This is a genomic window from Bradyrhizobium sp. CCBAU 11430, assembly GCF_028128855.1.
Taxonomy (GTDB): Bacteria; Pseudomonadota; Alphaproteobacteria; order Rhizobiales; family Xanthobacteraceae; genus Bradyrhizobium; species Bradyrhizobium ottawaense.
On the sequence record NZ_LBJV01000063.1, the window covers coordinates 103,805 to 120,134 of the forward strand.

The following is a 16,330-nucleotide window of genomic DNA, read 5'->3' on the forward strand; positions in this document are numbered from 1 at the left end:
GACCGCGAGGCCACTCGTGAAATTGCAGAACCGGAGAACCGGCCCCGCACCGAACGAAGAAAACTTGTTTCTTCTGCCGGACCGCAAAAGAGAACGGTCCGACCGTTGACCTGATGTCTCGCCGACACCCTCTATCGTCGACCAGAACCTCTGGGAGGCGCTGATGACGTGCCGGCTCTCGAGGAGCCGGCAACTTCAGAAGCGAAGTTACTTCTTCTTGGCGACCTTGCGGGTCTTCTTCGCAGTCTTCTTCACTGCGCTCTTCGCCTTCTTCGCCTTCTTTGCCTTCTTAGCTTTCTTGGCCATGTTGCCCTCCGATGTGTGAGATGGCTTAATCGCTGCATGCATTCGGGGATCGAGTGCACACTCATCCCGAATACACCAACACAACGAAAAAAACAGCGTCTCGCTTAAAGAAGTGTTGACGGCGCAAGGCGCGTGCGCTTGGCGAGCGCGATGCAAGCACGCTGCATGACGCGTTTGCACGATCGCGCAGAGTGCCCGCATCGTCGATGTCTGCGAGAGATGCGATTGCAGAAAACTCTATGCAGCAAGTATTTTCCTGCACGCGCGCATCGCGCACGATCGACCCGACGGTGCGCATCGTGACGGTCGAGATCACCTTGCAAAGGCATTTCGCGGACTCTGAGTCGCGATTTTTGGCAACGAAATTATTTTCATGCTTAACGGCGCGAGCGCTCGCCAGAGCGTGAGCGAGCCGCCTTTTTGCGCGAATCGCGTGACGGCGATTCGGCCGTCGCATCGCCTCTGGTCGGGATGAAGTTTGCCGCTGAGGATGCGCGCGAGCGTCGCATCACGAACCGAAAGCGAGGTGACGAAGCGTGTCCGTCACCTCGTTCGAACGCGCGACGCTAGACGCCGAGCTTGGACTTGAGCAGGTCGTTGACGCTCTGCGGGTTGGCCTTGCCGCCGGAGGCCTTCATGACCTGGCCGACGAACCAGCCGAGCGACTGCGGCTTGTCCTTCACCTGCGCGGCCTTGTCGGGATTGGCCGCGATGATGTCGTCGACAACCTTTTCGATCGCCGAAAGATCCGTGACCTGCTTCATGCCGCGGCTTTCGACCAGCGCACGGGGATCGCCGCCCTCTTGCCAGACGATCTCGAACAGATCCTTGGCGATCTTGCCCGAGATCGTGCCCTCGCCGATCAGGTCGATGATCCCCGAGAGCTGCTCGGCGCCCACCGGAGAGCCCGTAATATCCCGGCCTTCCTTGTTGAGACGGCCGAACAGCTCGTTGATCACCCAGTTCGCCGCCATCTTGCCGTCGCGCGCGCGGTTGCCGAGCTTGTCGAGCACTGTCTCGTAGAACACCGCGCTCTCGCGCTCGGCGACGAGCACGCTCGCATCATAGGCCGACAGGCCGAGATCGGCGACGAAGCGCGTCTTCTTCTGGTCCGGCAGCTCGGGGAGCTCAGCCTTCAGCTCGTCGACGAATTCCTGGCTGAACTCCAGCGGCAGCAGGTCGGGATCGGGGAAGTAGCGATAGTCGTGCGCCTCTTCCTTGGACCGCATCGAGCGGGTCTCGCCCTTGTTGGGATCGAACCGACGCGTCTCCTGCTCGATCTGACCGCCGTCCTCCAGGATCTCGATCTGGCGCCGCGCTTCATACTCGATCGCCTGGCCGATGAAGGTGATCGAGTTCATGTTCTTGATTTCGCAGCGGGTGCCGAGCGGCGCGCCGGGCTTGCGCACGGACACATTGACGTCGGCGCGCAAGGATCCCTTCTCCATGTCACCGTCACAGGTGCCGAGGTAGCGCATGATCGAGCGCAGCTTGGTCACATAGGCCTTGGCCTGCTCGGCGTCGCGGATATCCGGTTTCGAGACAATCTCCATCAGCGCCACGCCGCAGCGATTGAAATCGATGTAGGACAGCGACGGCGACCGGTCGTGCAGCATTTTGCCCGGATCCTGCTCCAGATGCAGCCGCTCGATGCCGATGGAGACAGTGCGGCCGCCGTCGAGATCGACGATCACCTCGCCCTCGCCCACGACCGGCGACTTGTACTGGCTGATCTGGTAGCCCTGCGGCAGGTCTGGATAGAAATAGTTCTTGCGGTCGAACACCGAGCGCAGATTGATCTGCGCATTGAGACCGAGCCCGGTCCGGACAGCCTGCCTGACGCATTCCTCGTTGATGACGGGCAGCATGCCCGGCATCGCGGCATCGACCAGCGAGACGTGCGTGTTCGGCTCGCCGCCGAACGCGGTGGAGGCGCCCGAGAACAGTTTCGACTTCGACGTCACCTGAGCATGGATCTCCATGCCGATGACCACCTCCCAGTCACCGGTGGCGCCCTTGAGAAGCTTGTGCGTGGCCGTGCTCATGTCGTGCTCCCGAGCAGCGTGACAGCGATCCGCTCCCACTCCGCTTCCAATGAATCCTTTGCCGCGGGCTGGCCGGCCTGGCGGTACCAGTAGCCGGCGTTGCCGAGATCGCCCTCGACGCGGTGCAGGTAGGCGTGCACCCAGGCCGCGTCGCGGCCGTTGTCGTCCTGGACGATCTTGTGGGCGCGGTCCCAGTCTCCCTTCGCGGCCCACCACAGGCCGGCGAGCGGCGCGCTCAGGTGTGGCGCGGGCGCCGCGCCGTCGAGGCTCGCGATGAACGCCGCGGCATTCACCACCACCTCGCGGGCGTGAAGCGGCCGGCCGCCTGCTCGATCACCTCGCCGAGCGAGAACAGCGTCTCCTCCTCGAACGGATGGCCGATCAGCTGCAGGCCGAGCGGCAGGCCCTGCGCATCCTTGCCGGCGGGCACCGCGATGCCGGGCAGGCCCGCCATGTTCACGGTCACCGTGAAGATGTCGTTGAGATACATCTCGACCGGATCGGCGCCGCCCTTCTCGCCGATGCCGAAGGCCGCCGACGGCGTCGCCGGGGTGAGGATCGCGTCGACGCCCCTGGCGAAGCAATCCTCGAAATCCTTCTTGATCAGCGTGCGCACCTTCTGGGCGCGCAAATAGTAGGCGTCGTAATAGCCGGCCGAGAGCACATAGGTGCCGATCATGACGCGGCGGCGGACCTCCGCACCAAAACCTTCGGCGCGGGTGTTCTCGTAGAGCTCGGTGATGTTCTTGGCCTGCTCGCGCAGGCCGTAGCGGACGCCGTCATAGCGCGCGAGGTTCGAGGACGCTTCCGCCGGCGCCACGATGTAATAGGCCGGCAGTGCGTATTTGGTGTGCGGCAGCGACACCTCGACCAGCTCGGCGCCGGCCGCCTTCAGCCACGCCGCGCCCTCGCTCCAGAGTTTTTCGATCTCGGCCGGCATGCCGTCGAGGCGGTACTCCTTGGGAATGCCGATCTTCATGCCCTTCACGGACTTGCCGATCGCCGCCTCGTAATCGGGCACGGGAATGTCGACCGAGGTCGTGTCCTTCGGGTCATGGCCGGCCATCGAGCGCAGCAGCATCGCGGAATCGCGCACGCTGCGCGCAATGGGACCTGCCTGGTCGAGCGAGGAGGCAAAGGCGACGATGCCCCAGCGCGAGCAGCGGCCATAGGTCGGCTTGATGCCGACGGTCGCGGTGAACGCCGCCGGCTGGCGGATCGAGCCGCCGGTGTCGGTCGCGGTCGCGCCCATGCACAGCAGCGCCGCCACCGCCGAGGCAGAGCCGCCGGACGAGCCACCCGGCACCAGCGTGGTGTTGCTTCCCTCGCGCCGCCAGGGATTGCCGACGGGACCGAAGCACGAGGTCTCGTTCGCCGAGCCCATCGCGAATTCGTCATTGTTGAGCTTGCCGAGCATCACCGCGCCGTCGCGCCACAGCTGCGAGGTGATGGTGGACTCGTAGGTCGGCACGAAATTGCCGAGGATTTTCGAGCATGCGGTGGTGCGCACGCCCTTGGTCGCGAACAGATCCTTGATGCCGAGCGGGATTCCGGCGAGCGGACCGGCATCGCCCTTGGCGATCTTCTCGTCCACGGCCTTGGCCATGTCGCGCGCCTGCTCCGGCGTCTCCATCACGAAGGCGTTGAGCACCCGCGCGGCTTCGATGGCGCTCAGATGCGCGTCGGTCAGCTCGAGGGACGTGAAAGTCTTGTCGGCGAGACCCTTGCGGGCCTCGGCGAGCGTCAGCGATGTCAAATCGGTCATTTATTGATCGGGCTGCAGAAGAACGGAGACAGGGTCTTGTCGTTGGCTGGGTCGTCTTTTTTGGCGGCCGCATTGGCGGCGGCCTCGATCTCGTCGAGCACGGCATTGACGGCGACGTTGGGATCGGCAGCCTTGCCCTGCCGCTCCATCTTGTCGAGATAGTTCATGTAGGCCTGATAGGCCTTCTCATCGTCGCAAAGCAGACACATCGGACCACGTCCTAAAAATTACTCGACGACCTTGGGCACCAGGAAGAAGTGACCTTCGGTCGCGGGCGCATTGGCAACGATATCGTCGGCGATCTCGCCGTCATCGACCACGTCCTGCCGCTTCTTCATCTGCATCGGGGTGACCGAGGTCATGGGCTCCACGCCCTCGACATTGACCTCCGAGAGCTGCTCGACGAAGGCGAGCATGGCGTTAAGCTCGCCCTGCAGATGCGGAACCTCGCCCTCGGAAACCGCGATGCGCGCCAGATGCGCGATGCGGCGGACGGTAGCGGCGTCGACGGACATTATATAAGGCCTCTCACGGCAAAACCTATGTGCCGTATAGCAGAGGCCGGTTTTGCGCCGCAACCGGGGCCGGAGCTACCCAGCCAGCGCTTTCATGCGGGCCAGCGCCGATTTGGCGAGATCCCGGGTCAATTCGGCGGCGGGGAGGTCCCGCCCCATGGCGATCGCCTGCCCCGCCCAAAGATTGGTGAAGTCCGCGCGGCCCTGCTTCTCCGCCGCCGCCTTCAACGGCACCAGCGCCGTTGCCGCATGGGGAAATGGCGGCGCATCCGGGCAGATTGGACCGGCTTCGCGCATCAGCCTGTTCTGGACGCCGCGGGCCGGCCGCCCGGTCATGACGTTGGTGATGACGGTGGAATCATCGCGTCCTTCCGCCAGTGCCGCGCGCCCCGCCGCGGTCACTTTGGATTCAGGACAGCGCAGGTAAGCGCTTCCGATCTGCACACCGGAGGCGCCCAGCGCGAAAGCTGCCGCGATGCCGCGCCCGTCCCCAATGCCGCCGGCCACGATCACCGGCACCTTCACGGCATCGACAATCTGCGGCACCAACGCAAGATTGCCGGGCTGCTCGCTTATCTTCTCGGTCAGGAACATGCCGCGATGGCCGCCGGCCTCCGCGCCTTGCGCGATCACCGCGTCGACACCGCGCTGGTCGAGCCAGACGGCTTCCTTCACGGTGGTCGCCGAGGCGATCACGAGACACCCGGCTGCCCTGATGCGGTCGAGGAAGGCCTGCTCCGGGAGCCCGAAATGGAAGCTCACGACCTCCGGCTTCAGCTCCTCCACGAGCGCGCAGGTCGCCGCATCGAACGGGGCCCGGTTGGCGGCATTGACCGGCGCCGCCGGATCGAGGCCATGTTCCCTGTAATAGCCCGCGAGGCGTTGCTTCCAGCGCGCCTCGGCCTCCGCCGTGAGCTCGACCGGCGTGTGGCAGAAGAAGTTCAGATTGACCGGCGCTGTGACGCCGTTGCGGATGATCCTGACCTGCTCGCGTATCTTGTCCGGCGACAGCATCGCGCACGGCAGCGACCCCAGCGCTCCGCCTTGCGCCGCGGCGATCACCAGCTCCGCATCCATCACACCGGCCATCGGCGCCAGCACGATCGGAAATTCGGTCTTGAAGAGGTCGATCAGTCGACGGTCAGGCCACATGGTTGTTCTCTCTAGGTTCAGGCGACTGACGCAATGGAGTTGCGCCGTCCGGCAAGGAGCTGTTCGGCTTCAATCGCAATCCGCTCGACGAGTTCGGCTGCGGGCGGAATATCATGAATCAGGCCAACCGCCTCGCCGGCAAAGACCGCGGCGACCTCGAAATCGCCCGCGGCCTTCGCCGCAGCATACTCGACGGCGACCTCGCTCGCGCGCTGCATCAGCTCGATCTCGCGGCCGGTCCAGCGCCTGATGTGATCATTGACCAGGGTTCGCGCGGTGAACGGGGCCGGCCAGAACAGGCTGCGCGACCAGTCGGCAATGACGCCGCGCACGGTGTCATTGCCGTCAGCTCTGCGAATACGCTCCTTGGCCTCCTGCGCCCCGTTGGCCTCCGCGCTCGCATAGAAACGGGTGCCGATCAGCACACCGGCTGCGCCCAGCATCATCATTGCGGCAAGGCCCCGGCCGTCGGCGATCCCGCCGGCCGCGACGACCGGCACGCGTCCGGCCGCGAGATCGACGATCGCCGGCACGATATCGACGGTGGTGCGCGATGCGCCATGGCCGCCGGCTTCGGTGCCTTGCGCGATCAGGATATCCGCGCCGGCATCGAGCGCCTGCCTGGCGATGTCCTCGCTCTGCACCTGGCAGATCAGTCGCACGCCGCACGCCTTGATGCGCGGCGCGAATGGCGCGGGATCGCCGAACGACAGCATCACGGCCTGCGGGCGAGCGTCGAGCGCGATGTCGAGCAGCTCGGGCTGTTTCGCCAGGCTCCAGGTGATGAAGCCGATGCCGAACGGCGCAAAGCCCTTCAGCTCTGCGGCCTCCATCTGAAGTCGGACACGGTCACCGTATCCACCACCCAGGATGCCGAATCCGCCGGCCTCGCTGACAGCGCGCGTCAGCCGGCTGCCCGCGATCGTATCCATGGGAGCCGACAAGATCGGATGCCTGATCCCCAGCAACTCCGTCAGCGGCGTGGCAATCGGCATGAGTCCTCCTGCTCTGGACAGGAAGATTAGGCGCGAATATCATTCTTCAAAATTGAATTCTACAGAACGCTGCCATCTCAAAAGAGAAACGGGCCATGGAACTCAGCGATCTCAACACCTTTGCCGCAGTCGCCCGCGCCGGCGGCATCACTCGCGCCGCGGAAGAGCTGAACACCGTGCAATCCAACGTCACCCAGCGCGTGAAGGCGCTGGAGGCGGAGATCGGCACGCCGCTGTTCGAACGCCACAGCCGGGGCATGACGCTGACCGGCGCCGGCAAGCGCCTCCTGCCCTACGCTCAAAAGGTGGCGGCGCTGTCGCGCGAGGCCGTGCTGGCCGCGCGCGACGATGGCGAGCCCAAGGGACCGCTTGCGATCGGCTCAATGGAAACGACCGCGGCGGTGCGGCTGCCGCCGCTGCTCGCCGATTTCCACCGCCGCTTTCCTGCCGTGCGCCTTTCCTTGCGTACCGCGCCGACCGCCGACCTCGTCGCCGGCGTGCTCGAAGGTGCGCTCGATGGTGCCTTCGTCGCAGGTCCGATCGCGCATGACGACCTCGCTGCGACGAGCGCCTTCCGCGAGGAGCTGGTGCTGGTCAGCGCGCGTCGCTGGGCCTCGCTTGCCGAGCTGCGCGCCGGCACGCCGGAGTCCGGCCCGACCGCGCTGGTATTCCGCACCGGCTGTACCTACCGCCAGCGGCTCGAGCAGATCTTCGTCGAGTTCGGCTGGCCTTCCGCCGCACGCTTCGAGCTCGGCACGCTCGACGGCATGATCGGCTGCGTCGCCGCCGACATGGGCGTGACGTTGCTGCCGCGCGCGGTCGTCGAACGTAGCGCAATGAATGGCACCGTCTCGATCCACACCCTGAGCCCGTCGCAAGCGCGGGTCGAGACACTGTTCATCCAGCGTCGCGCCGGCCATCAAACGAGCGCGCTCTGCAGTTTTGCCGCTTGCCTGAAGACTGACGAGGACGTCATCGCGGCCTGACGCGGTGACGCCGCGTCAGGCGGCGCTGTTCTAGAGTCGAATGTCCTCATAGGACTCGATCCGCCGCGGACCGACCGAGGTCGCCTCGTGCGAATCCGCGTCGGCGAGATTGCCGAAGTCGAGCTTGGTCAATTTCGCCAGGTCCGCGATCGAGACCTGGAAGACGCTGACATCCTCCTCCGACATCTTTTCGCGCAGGTCCACCTCCTGGATGCGATCGATTTCCATGACCAGCTTTCGCTGGCTCATCAGGAATGCTGCCGCCTTGAGAGCGTCGTCATCCTCGTTGCGTCGGATCAGGATCTTCCAGAAATATTTCGGGATTTGAACGCCGCCGAAGCTCGGATCCTTGTGCGGCCGGCCGGCCGGATTGGGCAGATCGGATCCGTCGGCGTCCGGCCCGTCGAACACCGGACCGTTCATGACGATGCCCTTCTCCTCCCCTTCGAGCAGGACATCGCGCGTGTAATCCTCGAGGCCCGCCCAGAGCTGCTTGCCCTGGTTGAACGAGAAGAACTGCGGCGAGCAATTGGTGAAGTGGAAGGAATCGTCGCCGTGCTGCTTGGCCGCGGCGACGGTGTCGCCCCAGGTCGCATCGAGGCGGCGCACGAGATGACCGCGATCGAACGGGTTCTTGCTGCGGTCCGCCTCGAAGGTGGCCTGCTTGCGGTAGAACTCGTCGCCGGTCTGGGCATCGTCGTCGATGCGCGGATCGCGCAACCAGGAATCGCCTTCGCGCTTGCCGACGTCCTGTTGCTGTCCGCCGTCGATATTGACACAGCTGAAGAAGGCGAGCCGGCGCTCCTTGTTCATGACGACGCTGTAGTTGAAGTATTTCAGCTCGGACTGCCTGGAGCTTCCCTTCAGCGTCGCGATCCGGGACTTGAGAGCGGCCGGAATCTTCGGCAGGGCCACCGAAAATTTACCGGTGCCGAGAAAATTCGCTTTGTATCCGGGACGCGATTTCAGCGTGCTCTGATCGATATGCACGGCCTCCATGGGCAGGCCGTTCGCACTGATGCGAGGCAGGAGGCCGGCCGGCGGAGCGATCAACGGCTTGCTACCGTTCGGCATACCGCCGTTCTGCGTCCCTCCGTTACCCCCAGCCGGACCCGGCACGGGTGCCAGCGGAGCGAACGGAATGTCCTTCCTGAACATCGGCAGCGGCACCCGGATCGGGACCACCAGCGCGGCGCCGTCGAGCGACTGCTCGACCCAGATGTTGGCGCCGTAAGCGGGCGCGGCGACCGGCGCGCGGACCTTCTCGATCTCCTGCCGGTTCGGCGGCTCCTCCTCGTCCAGCACCGGCTTGATCAGGGGATGGGAGCCGACGGCCACTTTGAGATCGGCGACGATCGCGCTGATCCGGATGCCTTCATTGGCGATCCAGTCGATCGAGGATTCGTCCATCGACGACTTCCACACCTTGCCGTCCTTGGTCAGGGTGCGGCCCTGCGCATCCTTCCGGGGAACGCCGCTGTGATGCAGCGCGACCACTTGCCAGAAGCGATTGAATGCCGGCGAGCCCGACGATCCCGCCGTCGTATCGGTGTTGTACCAGAGGAAGTCGCCGACATATTTGAGCAGCTTGTTCTCGCGGACACAGACCTGCTTCATCTGCCCGCTGGGATGCTGGACGATGGTGAGGTACTCGCCGGGGTCCGCCTTGCCGGGCGCGCCGCTGAGCGGCAGCCATCCCCAATCCTCGAGCTCCTCCCCGCCCGACAGCGAGGTCGGCGCCACCGCGACGATCGAAAAATCCAGCCTGTCATTGGTGTAGAAGAATTTGCCCGGCTCGAAGCCGAACCGCACCGGCACGCGCTCCTGTCCAGAGACGTCGAGCTCGTAGTTGAAATCGGCGATCGAATTGGCGGCCTCGGCCGGCTTGCCGAAGACATGATGGTTGGTCAGCAACAGGCCCGGCCCGATCAGAAAGCCCGAGCCGTAGCCGAGCAGATTCGACTTGAGATCCCTGAGCTGAATGCGGCAGATCGAGCGCGAGGCCGCGGTCCCCTTGGCGAGATAATTGATGCTGTCGAGATCATTGCCCTGGATGATCCGCTCCAGGCCGATCTCGGCCTTCTCCACGTCCTGCGTCTCCGCCAGCAGCTGGCGCTGGCGCAGGCGCATCTTCTCGACGGTCATCTCGATCGGACCGTCGCCCAGTTTCCGGTTCAGGGCTTCGGGTGAGAACTCGGCTTGTTTGAATCGCCTTTCTGAGCCCGCGATCAGGCTTGGCTTGATGAGCATCGTGACCTCTCAAATGATTGGGCGAATATGGGACGTGGTCGGGGCGCATTAAAAATTTGCGCCAAGGTTGCAGCACGGGCGGGACTGCCGGTCGCTGCCGATCGTTCTGGAAATCGGGGCACGTGCCCCACACTACTTTAGATCTACATTTCTACCGCTTCACAACCATAGCGTCAATCGATGCGCGCTGCCGGAGACGCGACATCATGCCATGGCCCGCGACGTCACCCGTGTGAGATTTGCCACAAATGATCGATGCACTTTGTGCATCACGATTTCCCGCGCATGTTGCGGCCGCCGATAATCTGCGGCTTCAGCTGCCACCGCCGCAGCGCCACGACGGCCCAGACCGCTTCGACCAGACCGAACGGCCAGGCGCCCTGGAGAAAGCCGTAAGCCGAGCCGAGCGCGCAGGATGCGGCGAACCACAGCACGAACCAATGGCTGCGATCTTCCAGGGCGTAACTGACCAGCATCGCCGTGACGGCGAACAGACCGAATAATGTCAGCGCATCCATTGTTCCGGGTTCACTCCGCGGCGTAACGCGTGATATGCGCTACGCCATGCCGGCTCTTATCCTGCCTCTCGTCGATGCTGCAACCCACTGGCCCGCCCGCGGCGCGCTGGTCGGGCTCGACCTCGGCACCAAGACCATCGGCGTTGCCGTATCCGACCCGGACCGGCGGCTTGCGACCGGCGTCGAGACGATCCAGCGCAAGCAGTTCAAGCAGGACGCCGCCCGGCTGCTCGCGATTGCGGCCGAGCGCAGGGTGGTCGGCTTCGTGCTCGGCCTGCCCATCAACATGGACGGCAGCGAGGGTCCGCGCGCGCAATCCACCCGCGCCTTCGCCCGCAATCTCGCCGGCCTGACCGCCCTCCCCATCGGCCTGTGGGACGAGCGCCTCTCGACCGCGGCCGTCGAGCGCGAGCTGATCGGCATGGATGTCAGCCGCGCCAAGCGCGCCGAGGTCATCGACGAGCACGCCGCGATCTTCATCCTGCAAGGCGCGCTCGACCGCCTCGCCAATCTCCGTTCAGGGACCACCTGACCGATGGCCGTCGTGATTGCGGCGCTGCTGCCGGTCTTCATCCTCATCGTGCTCGGCATCGTGCTGAAGCGCAGCCTGATGCGGCTGGACACGCAGTGGCACGGGCTGGAGCGGCTGACCTATTTCGTGCTGTTTCCGATGCTGCTGATCCAGACGCTGGTGAAGGCCGACCTCTCCAAGGTGCCGGTCGCGGGTGTCGGCGGCGCGCTGCTGCTGTCGGCGCTGGTGATGTCGCTGCTCTGCCTCGCGCTGCGCCCTGCCCTGGCCCGGCTCGATATCGACGGCCCCGCCTTCACCTCGATCTTCCAGGGCGCGACGCGCTGGCAGACCTTCGTCGGGCTATCGGTCGCCGCCAACATGTTCGGCGATGTCGGGCTGGCGCTCGCCTCCGTGGCGATGGTCGCGATCATTCCCCTCGTCAACGTGTTGAGCGTCGTGGTGCTCGCCCATTACGCCGCGCCGGAGAAGCAGTCAGCGCGGACCATCGTCATGACGGTGATCCGCAATCCCCTGATCTGGGCCTGCGCGATCGGGCTCTTCGTCAACGTCACCCACCTGCCGTTGCCAAAACTCTGGCACGAGGTGGCGGACGCGCTCAGCCGCTCCTCGCTCGCGATCGGCTTGCTCGTCACCGGCGCCGGTCTGCATCTCGAAGGCCTCTTGCGTCCAAGCCTGGCCGCGGCCATCGGCGTCGTCTTCAAGCTCGCGCTGATGCCTGCGCTGGCACTGGCGCTGGCCGTCTGGTTCGGACTGTCGGGCGACAGCCGCGCGATCGTAGCGATCTGTGCGGCGGTGCCGACCTCGTCCAGCGCCTATGTGATGGCGCGCCAGATGGGCGGCGATGCCCCGCTGCTGGCGCAGATCATCACGCTGCAGACGATTTTGGCGGCGATCACGATGCCGATCGCGATCGCGCTGGCGGCCTAGCTTCCTAGCCACATCGTCAGCACCACCGCGGTGAGATTGTTCAGCGCGTGCAGCACGATGGTGAGCCAGAGCGAATTCGCGCGATAGCGCATGTAGCCGAACCACAGGCCGATGGTGAAGACCTCGGCGAGGAAGTACATGTCGTATTGCAGGTGCACGACCGTCCAGACCAGCGACGACAGCAGGATCGCGCCCGGCACGCGCAAGAAACTCGCCGACCAGCCGCGATAGAGGAAGCCGCGCGCCAGGATCTCCTCCGACATCGGCGCAGCCACGCTGAAGGCGAACAGCAGCAACAGCGCCGCGCCCTTGTCGCGGCCCGATTTCAACAGATCGGTCATGAAGCCCGGCGTCGCCTCGCGGCCGAGCGCGCGCGACATCGTCTCCCAGACCAGCACCAGCAGGATGAGGCCGACCGCACCGAACAGCAGTTGCTTCCAGGACGGCCAGTGCAGCGCGAGATAGTCGACGAAGGAGGCTTTCTTGATGGCAATGGCGAGCCACACCGCCAGGAGCGTCGCCGGCAGGCCCATGATGACCGACAGCGCGAGCGCCTGCGGATCCTGGCCGACCGCCTGGAGCGAGGCGAAGTCCATGGGAAGACCACGCTGCACCACCAGCAGGACAACGGCGCCGATCTGCCCGACGAACATCGCCACGAAGACGAAGAGGCCCCACAGCGCGGTGCCCCAGAACATCCAGAGGCGCGGCGTCGCTGGCGTCACGGTCAACGGCGGATGGTCGGGATTGAGGGAATCCATCAGGAGGCTTTCGTTGGGAAGACTCACGGCAGCGCCCGCTCCAGCAGCGCGCGCATCTCGCCGCTCTCCAGCTCGACCGCGCCATACATGCTGGCGTGGGTCGCTGCGAGGCGCGTGGCGGCAAACAGTTCGGCGTGGCGCGGCGACACGCCGTTGAGCGCCGCAGCGGCGGCAAGCAGTGCCAGCTTCTCGACCGCAAGCCGCGCGACGCGCTCGCCATCGGCGCGGCGGAAGGTCTGACCGATGAACGCAATCGCTTCGCCTGCTCCGGGCAAGCCCTTCGTCTTGGCCGCAAGCGATTGCAGCACAGCCGTCGCCGCCTCCGGCTCGCGCGAGAGCGCCCGGAGCACGTCGAGGCACATCACGTTGCCGGAGCCCTCCCAGATCGCGTTGACCGGCGATTCCCGGTAGTGCCGCGCCAGAATGCCGTCCTCGACATAGCCGTTGCCGCCGAGGCATTCCATGGCCTCATAGAGGAACGGCGACGCACTCTTGCAGGTCCAGTATTTGATTGCGGGGGTCAGCAGCCGCATATAGGCGGCCTCCGCCGCATCGTGCGGCGTGCGGTCGAAGGCGCGGCAGAGCCGCATGACCAGGGCTGTGCTCGCCTCGACATGCAGCGCCATGTCCGACAGCACGGCCTGCATCAGCGGCTGATCGGCCAGATGTTTCTGGAACACGCTGCGGTGACGGGCGTGATGCAGCGCATGCGCAAGTCCCGAGCGCATCAGGCCGACGGAGGCGATCGCGCAATCCTGCCGCGTCAGCTGCACCATCTGGATGATGGTGCGGATGCCCTTGCCCTCCTCGCCGACCCGTTCGGCGTAGGCACCGACGAACTCGACTTCGGACGAGGCATTGGAGCGATTGCCGAGCTTGTCCTTCAGCCGCTGGAACTGGATCGCATTCACCGAACCATCCGGCGCAAAGCGCGGCATGAAGAAACAGGTCAGACCCTGCTCGGCCTGCGCCAGCACCAGGAACGCATCGCACATCGGCGCCGACATGAACCATTTGTGGCCGGTGATGCGATAGGCCTCGCCGTCGCGCACCGCACGCGTCATGTTGGCGCGCACGTCGGTGCCGCCCTGCTTCTCGGTCATGCCCATGCCGAGCGTCATGCCGCGCTTCTGCCACCACGGCGCAAAGCTCGGGTCGTAGCTCCGGGTCGACAGCACCGGCATCACCCTGCCGAGCAGGTCCGGCTGCATCGCCAGCGCACCGACCGAGGCGCGCGTCATCGTAACAGGACAGAGGTGGCCGGTCTCGACTTGCGCGGCCATGTAGAATTTTGCGGCGCGGATGACTTCGGCGGAATCGCCCGCAGGTTTGCCGTTCGCGGTCCACGTCGAATTGTGGACGCCGGCATGAGCGCTGTGCGCCATCAGCTCATGATAGGCCGGGTGAAACTCCACCTGGTCGCGGCGATTGCCTTTTGCGTCGAAGGTGCGCAGCTTCGGCGTGCTCTCGTTCGCGACGCGCCCGCGATCGGCCATCGCGGCCGAGCCCCACTGCCTGCCGAACTCCGACAGCTCGCGTTCCGCCGCCGCGCCGCCATTGGCCTTCACCGCATCGACCAGCGGCCGATCCACGGCGAACAGGTCGATATCCTCGAACGGCGGCGACTGGTTGAAGACCTCGTGGGTCGCGAAGCTCGGCTGGGTCATCAGGTTTCCTCGGCGCGGACTTTAGTTCCGGCGCGGCTGAATCGGGAAATCATAGGCTGCCCCGCCGGCCCCCGGCAGGGAAAAATGCCACCACTCCTTCGAATAGTTCACAAAGCCTTGCCTGGCCATCGCAGCCACCAGCCGCTTGCGCCAGGCGCGCTGCTCCGGTGTGATCGACGGTGCCGCAGTATGGCCCCTCGTGTCGGTGCAGTCGTAGCCGGTGCCCATGTCGACGCTGCCTTCCGGCGCGCGCGCTTCGACCGGCGCCGTGCAGTCGGCATAGGTCTTTGCCGCATCATATTTGGCGGCGTTGTCGGCTTTGAGATCGACCAAGGTGAGATCGAGCGCGGCGCCCGTCGAATGCTGCGACCGGCTCGCGATGTAGCCGAGGCGGAACAGCTCGGTCTTGGGGATCTTGGGATTGTAGCGCCGCTCGGCGGCCGTCTCATGGCCGTTCTGCGACCACTTGACCATGTCGAGCGAGGCCCGCGCCGGCCGGTAGCAGTCGAACATCTTCAGCGAGAGGTTTTGCGCCGCGAGCTCCTGCTGCACCGCCTTCAGCCGCAGCCCGACCTCGCGCTTCACGACACATTCACCGACATTGTAGCCGGCAAGCGGGCGGCCGACGAAATTGTTCGAGGTGGCGTAGCGGATGTCCTGGATGATGCCGGGATCGATCTCGCGCAGATAGACGAAGCCGCCGGGGAGCGATTGGGCCAACGCGGATGAGATGGAGGCGATTGTTAAAAGTACGATCAAAATCGATTTGATGGAGCGCATCTAAACTTCCCTGTCATTCCGGGGCGATGCGAAGCATCGAACCCGGAATCTCGAGATTCCGGGTCTGGCGCTTGCGCGCCATCCCGGAATGACCGTGTACCAGACTCCTCAGGGGATAACTCCCCGCCCCGGCATTGGCCCTTGCCCCCTCATGCATCCGCGCCTATAGCTCTCGTTTTAATGACATCGAAATCGACCTTCGTCCTCGGCCACCGGCATTTGCTGGGCATCGAGGGCCTTTCCGCGGCCGACATCACCGGCCTCCTCGACCTGTCCGAAGAATATGTCGAGCTCAACCGCCAGGTTGACAAGAAGCGCACCGTCCTGCGGGGACGGACGCAGGTGAACCTCTTCTTCGAGGCTTCCACCCGGACCCAATCCTCGTTCGAGCTCGCCGGCAAGCGCCTGGGCGCCGACGTCATGAACATGTCGGTGTCCTCCTCGTCCATGAAGAAGGGCGAGACGCTGATCGACACCGCGATGACGCTGAACGCGATGCACCCGGACATCCTGGTGATGCGCCATCACGCCTCCGGCGCAGTGGAACTGCTGGCGCGCAAGGTTGACGGTTCCGTGATCAATGCCGGCGACGGCGCCCATGAGCATCCGACCCAGGCCCTGCTCGACGCGCTCACGATCCGCCGCAACAAGGGCCGGATCGAAGGGCTCGTGGTCGCGATCTGCGGCGACGTGCTGCATTCGCGTGTCGCCCGCTCGAACATCATCCTGCTCAACACGATGGGCGCCCGCGTCCGCGTGGTCGGTCCCACCACGCTGCTGCCGCCGGGCATCGAGCGGATGGGCGTCGAGGTCGCGCGCGACATGCGCGAGGGGCTCAACGGCGCCGACATCGTCATGATGCTCCGGCTCCAGCGCGAGCGTATGAACGGCTCCTTCGTGCCGTCATCCAGCGAGTACTTCAACTATTTCGGGCTCGACCAGAAGAAGCTCGCCTACGCCAAGCCCGACGCACTGGTGATGCATCCGGGCCCCATGAACCGCGGCGTCGAGATCGACTCGATCGTGGCCGACGGCGCGCAATCCCTGATCCGCGAACAGGTGGAGATGGGTGTCGCCGTGCGCATGGCGGTGCTGGAAGCGCTCGCCCGCAACCTGCCGAACGCGTGATGC

At 65.1% G+C, this 16,330-nt stretch carries 16 protein-coding genes; 4 read left to right on the plus strand and 12 right to left on the minus strand.

What is annotated here, in order from left to right; all coding sequences use genetic code 11:
• Positions 1-872: 872 nt before the first annotated feature.
• From gatB to XI04_RS22910, 7 genes are all read right to left on the minus strand, one after another.
• Complete coding sequence (gene gatB / locus XI04_RS22880) at positions 873-2,351, minus strand: Asp-tRNA(Asn)/Glu-tRNA(Gln) amidotransferase subunit GatB (protein WP_028143919.1); 1,479 nt, start codon at positions 2,349-2,351, stop codon at positions 873-875.
• A complete protein-coding gene (locus XI04_RS22885; RefSeq protein ID WP_271609620.1) occupies positions 2,348-2,650 on the minus strand; it encodes a hypothetical protein in 303 nt (100 codons plus the stop codon). Before XI04_RS22885 ends, gatB begins: the two co-directional genes overlap by 4 nt.
• Positions 2,641-4,116, minus strand: a complete 1,476-nt coding sequence (gene gatA, locus XI04_RS22890) for an Asp-tRNA(Asn)/Glu-tRNA(Gln) amidotransferase subunit GatA (protein ID WP_271609619.1) — start codon at positions 4,114-4,116, stop codon at positions 2,641-2,643. The genes XI04_RS22885 and gatA overlap by 10 nt, the downstream gene beginning before the upstream one ends.
• A complete protein-coding gene (locus XI04_RS22895; protein ID WP_018321091.1) occupies positions 4,113-4,325 on the minus strand; it encodes a hypothetical protein in 213 nt (70 codons plus the stop codon). Before XI04_RS22895 ends, gatA begins: the two co-directional genes overlap by 4 nt.
• Positions 4,326-4,343: 18 nt before the next feature.
• A complete protein-coding gene (gene gatC / locus XI04_RS22900; protein ID WP_028143922.1) occupies positions 4,344-4,631 on the minus strand; it encodes an Asp-tRNA(Asn)/Glu-tRNA(Gln) amidotransferase subunit GatC in 288 nt (95 codons plus the stop codon).
• A gap of 75 nt (positions 4,632-4,706) precedes the next feature.
• On the minus strand, positions 4,707-5,783 hold the full coding sequence (locus XI04_RS22905) for an NAD(P)H-dependent flavin oxidoreductase (protein WP_038972462.1): 1,077 nt from the start codon (positions 5,781-5,783) through the stop codon (positions 4,707-4,709).
• A gap of 17 nt (positions 5,784-5,800) precedes the next feature.
• Positions 5,801-6,778, minus strand: a complete 978-nt coding sequence (locus tag XI04_RS22910; RefSeq protein ID WP_271609618.1) for an NAD(P)H-dependent flavin oxidoreductase — start codon at positions 6,776-6,778, stop codon at positions 5,801-5,803.
• 95 nt (positions 6,779-6,873) lie between these two features.
• On the opposite strand from XI04_RS22910, the gene XI04_RS22915 reads away from it, so the two are divergent.
• Positions 6,874-7,764 (plus strand): LysR family transcriptional regulator, encoded by an 891-nt coding sequence (locus tag XI04_RS22915; protein WP_271609617.1) that lies wholly within the window; start codon positions 6,874-6,876, stop codon positions 7,762-7,764.
• A 30-nt stretch (positions 7,765-7,794) separates the two neighbouring features.
• Here the strand turns inward: XI04_RS22915 and XI04_RS22920 are convergent, their stop codons facing one another.
• Both XI04_RS22920 and XI04_RS22925 read right to left on the minus strand, forming a co-directional pair.
• Positions 7,795-10,014: a DNA/RNA non-specific endonuclease gene (locus XI04_RS22920; RefSeq protein ID WP_271609616.1), complete on the minus strand. Its 2,220-nt coding sequence runs from the start codon at positions 10,012-10,014 to the stop codon at positions 7,795-7,797.
• Between the two features lie 269 nt (positions 10,015-10,283).
• Complete coding sequence (locus XI04_RS22925; protein ID WP_271609615.1) at positions 10,284-10,532, minus strand: hypothetical protein; 249 nt, start codon at positions 10,530-10,532, stop codon at positions 10,284-10,286.
• Positions 10,533-10,578: 46 nt separating this feature from the next.
• Here XI04_RS22925 and ruvX point away from each other — a divergent pair, with 46 nt between their 5' ends.
• Together ruvX and XI04_RS22935 are read left to right on the plus strand one after the other, a co-directional pair.
• Positions 10,579-11,064 (plus strand): Holliday junction resolvase RuvX, encoded by a 486-nt coding sequence (ruvX, locus tag XI04_RS22930; protein WP_028143927.1) that lies wholly within the window; start codon positions 10,579-10,581, stop codon positions 11,062-11,064.
• Between the two features lie 3 nt (positions 11,065-11,067).
• Positions 11,068-11,991: an AEC family transporter gene (locus XI04_RS22935; protein WP_271609614.1), complete on the plus strand. Its 924-nt coding sequence runs from the start codon at positions 11,068-11,070 to the stop codon at positions 11,989-11,991.
• On the opposite strand, the gene XI04_RS22940 is transcribed toward XI04_RS22935, so the two are convergent.
• Genes XI04_RS22940 through XI04_RS22950 form a run of 3 tightly spaced genes read right to left on the minus strand, consistent with a single transcriptional unit; the run spans position 11,988 to position 15,199 of the window.
• A complete protein-coding gene (locus XI04_RS22940; RefSeq protein ID WP_028143929.1) occupies positions 11,988-12,752 on the minus strand; it encodes a CPBP family intramembrane glutamic endopeptidase in 765 nt (254 codons plus the stop codon). The two genes, XI04_RS22935 and XI04_RS22940, sit on opposite strands and share 4 nt — an antisense overlap.
• 23 nt (positions 12,753-12,775) lie before the next feature.
• Complete coding sequence (locus tag XI04_RS22945; RefSeq protein ID WP_271609613.1) at positions 12,776-14,419, minus strand: acyl-CoA dehydrogenase family protein; 1,644 nt, start codon at positions 14,417-14,419, stop codon at positions 12,776-12,778.
• A 21-nt stretch (positions 14,420-14,440) separates the two neighbouring features.
• Positions 14,441-15,199, minus strand: coding sequence for a M15 family metallopeptidase (locus XI04_RS22950; RefSeq protein ID WP_271609612.1), 759 nt, complete (start codon positions 15,197-15,199; stop codon positions 14,441-14,443).
• A gap of 180 nt (positions 15,200-15,379) precedes the next feature.
• On the opposite strand from XI04_RS22950, the gene XI04_RS22955 reads away from it, so the two are divergent.
• Entirely contained in the window at positions 15,380-16,327 is a 948-nt protein-coding gene (locus XI04_RS22955; RefSeq protein WP_018321103.1) for an aspartate carbamoyltransferase catalytic subunit, read from the plus strand.
• The last annotated feature ends 3 nt before the right edge of the window (positions 16,328-16,330 follow it).